Origin of the sequence: Corynebacterium sp. HMSC28B08, from assembly GCF_001806865.1 — a bacterium.
In the GTDB taxonomy this organism is placed as follows: domain Bacteria; phylum Actinomycetota; class Actinomycetes; order Mycobacteriales; family Mycobacteriaceae; genus Corynebacterium; species Corynebacterium auriscanis.
Genome location: NZ_KV786179.1, coordinates 1 through 2,031, shown reverse-complemented (window position 1 = coordinate 2,031; position 2,031 = coordinate 1). Strand labels below are relative to the sequence as shown.

4 protein-coding genes are annotated in these 2,031 nt (G+C 50.4%); 3 read left to right on the top strand and 1 reads right to left on the bottom strand.

Annotation, left to right across the window (positions count from 1 at the left end):
• Positions 1-296 precede the first annotated feature (296 nt).
• Positions 297-671, bottom strand: coding sequence for a hypothetical protein (locus HMPREF3098_RS11580; RefSeq protein ID WP_168156020.1), 375 nt, complete (start codon positions 669-671; stop codon positions 297-299).
• On the opposite strand from HMPREF3098_RS11580, the gene HMPREF3098_RS11575 reads away from it, so the two are divergent.
• Genes HMPREF3098_RS11575 through HMPREF3098_RS09510 form a run of 3 tightly spaced genes read left to right on the top strand, consistent with a single transcriptional unit; the run spans position 670 to position 1,752 of the window.
• Positions 670-894 (top strand): hypothetical protein, encoded by a 225-nt coding sequence (locus HMPREF3098_RS11575; RefSeq protein WP_168156019.1) that lies wholly within the window; start codon positions 670-672, stop codon positions 892-894. The genes HMPREF3098_RS11580 and HMPREF3098_RS11575 overlap by 2 nt on opposite strands.
• 26 nt (positions 895-920) lie before the next feature.
• Positions 921-1,370 (top strand): hypothetical protein, encoded by a 450-nt coding sequence (locus HMPREF3098_RS09515; RefSeq protein ID WP_035115511.1) that lies wholly within the window; start codon positions 921-923, stop codon positions 1,368-1,370.
• Positions 1,357-1,752: a hypothetical protein gene (locus HMPREF3098_RS09510; protein ID WP_035115509.1), complete on the top strand. Its 396-nt coding sequence runs from the start codon at positions 1,357-1,359 to the stop codon at positions 1,750-1,752. The genes HMPREF3098_RS09515 and HMPREF3098_RS09510 overlap by 14 nt, the downstream gene beginning before the upstream one ends.
• Positions 1,753-2,031 lie beyond the last annotated feature (279 nt).

Sequence of the window (2,031 nt, the reverse complement as noted above, 5' to 3'; positions counted from 1 at the left end):
AATTAAACCAGTCCAACTTTCGGGGGCCAGTTCACATGGCACCACTGTCCAAAAGCTGCACATGACAAGCCAAAGCAATGGACAACTTCGCCACCCTCGATGAATGGCGAGGAAACTCCCACGAAAACATCCGCAATCTATTCATCGCCCTAGTCGAAATCTTCTGCGACTCCATCGTCCTCAACGGCGACACACACGACCTGGACGAACCAACACCCATCTGGGACGCACTGGTCGCCGAACACGGACATCTACCGGATCTATCAACCGCCGCAATATCTATCAAGAATGAAATATTAAATATATGCAGTTGTTGAAACGTGGATAAAAAGAATTAAGGGACACACCCCGTCCGGGGGCAAAAGAGAAAAACCAGGCATTTCGCCCTGCCAGCGCCTGTTTCTAATGGATAGCATAAGCCTTGCTGCGCATGAAAAAATCTCAATTCGCTCGGCATCAAGGCCAAAATCACTAGCCACCACAGGAGTCACTATCGTGCCAACCAAAACAGTAACGAGAATCGCAGCGTTGGCCATCGGGCTAACATTTCCGCTGACCTCCCTCACCATCGCATCCGCACAAACTGCCCCTGAAGTAGAAAAAACAGAAACACTACAGGCGGGCGAAACTGCGACATTCTCAAAGGGGGATCGACCACTGGTGATCGACATGTACCAAGCTGAACAGCCAGCACCGAACTGCATTAGCTGGCGCGAAAGCAAAGGCTTCACACAAGTAACCAACAACTGCCAAGCGGACCTAGCAATCAAGGTCTACTACGACCATGACAAAGCATCCGCATGTGAAACCGTCAGCAAAGGAACACAGCACAACATCGGATACGCAGGCTGGGGCCCATGGCGCCGAAACGTCCAACGCGTAGTCACCTGCTAAAAACCACGAAACCGAAAGGGATCGACATGTTCAACAAACGAAAAATCTCCGCAGCCCTCCTCGCCGTAAGCTGCTCCCTGGGCGCGGTAGTAGCAACCGCTCCCACTGCGACCGCAGTCCCAAGCAACTTAAAAACCTGTGCAGGAACTAACTATGGAATCGCCAACGGCTTCCCTCAGGTAAAAGCCGAATTCGATAAACGATTCGGAGCGCCAGTAAAATCCAAAAGCTACACATGGCAAGCCAAAGATGACGCAGCGGTATGGGATGCATGGTGCTACATCACTGGATCAACAGCACTACTCGACATGGACCATAAACCGAACCCCGAGATTGTCAGCGACAATCAGTTCCCGCTACCCGAAGATGGGTCAATCGCCACATTCAGGTCATTCTCCAGGTCGGGTGGATACACTATTGATCTGCAAAACAAATCCGGCGGTCACGTAGGTTACAAAGTCCATGTCACCCGATAAACCAAACAAAATTCTCACATCTGAAGAGACCTACGATGCGGTCATAGACTGGTTCCGAGCAGAAGACGATTGGGTCAATCTCGTCTATGTCGTCAATGACGTTGGATACGATGACGAAACACTGACACGCGAGCAGCTGCAAGACGTGATGGATAAAGTGCTTGCGCATAAAGACCTACAGCTGCTTGAAGCTACAGGTTCGTACACCAGTGATCTGACGCAAGAGTTCGGTGGCTATCCGTTGCCACAAGATGTAGATACAGCCCGTCTTAGTGACTACATTTTCCAAAAAGACAAAAGTGGCTATCTTATGGGGATTATGGTTGCTCCATACCCTGATATACACAAGATGCCATACGAGTACGAGGAAACTCCTGGCTAACCTCTAGCAAGTTCGAGCAGGCCCCTAAATACCGCCTCCACATGTTGTTCGTTGTGGGTGGCAGTATTTTTCGCACCAAATTCTAACCCTAAGCCCCGCATATAAGCAGCGGGGCTTCACTCATGTCTGGTCAGGGCGCGGGGTGGAGCTATACTCACCACATGGAAATAGAACACAGGTTCGATAATGTGAGTCTAATCAACGACAACTGGAAAAACCACACCCACATAAACGCCTACCCATCCGGCAGCAAACAACGCCCAAACCACCCCACACCCA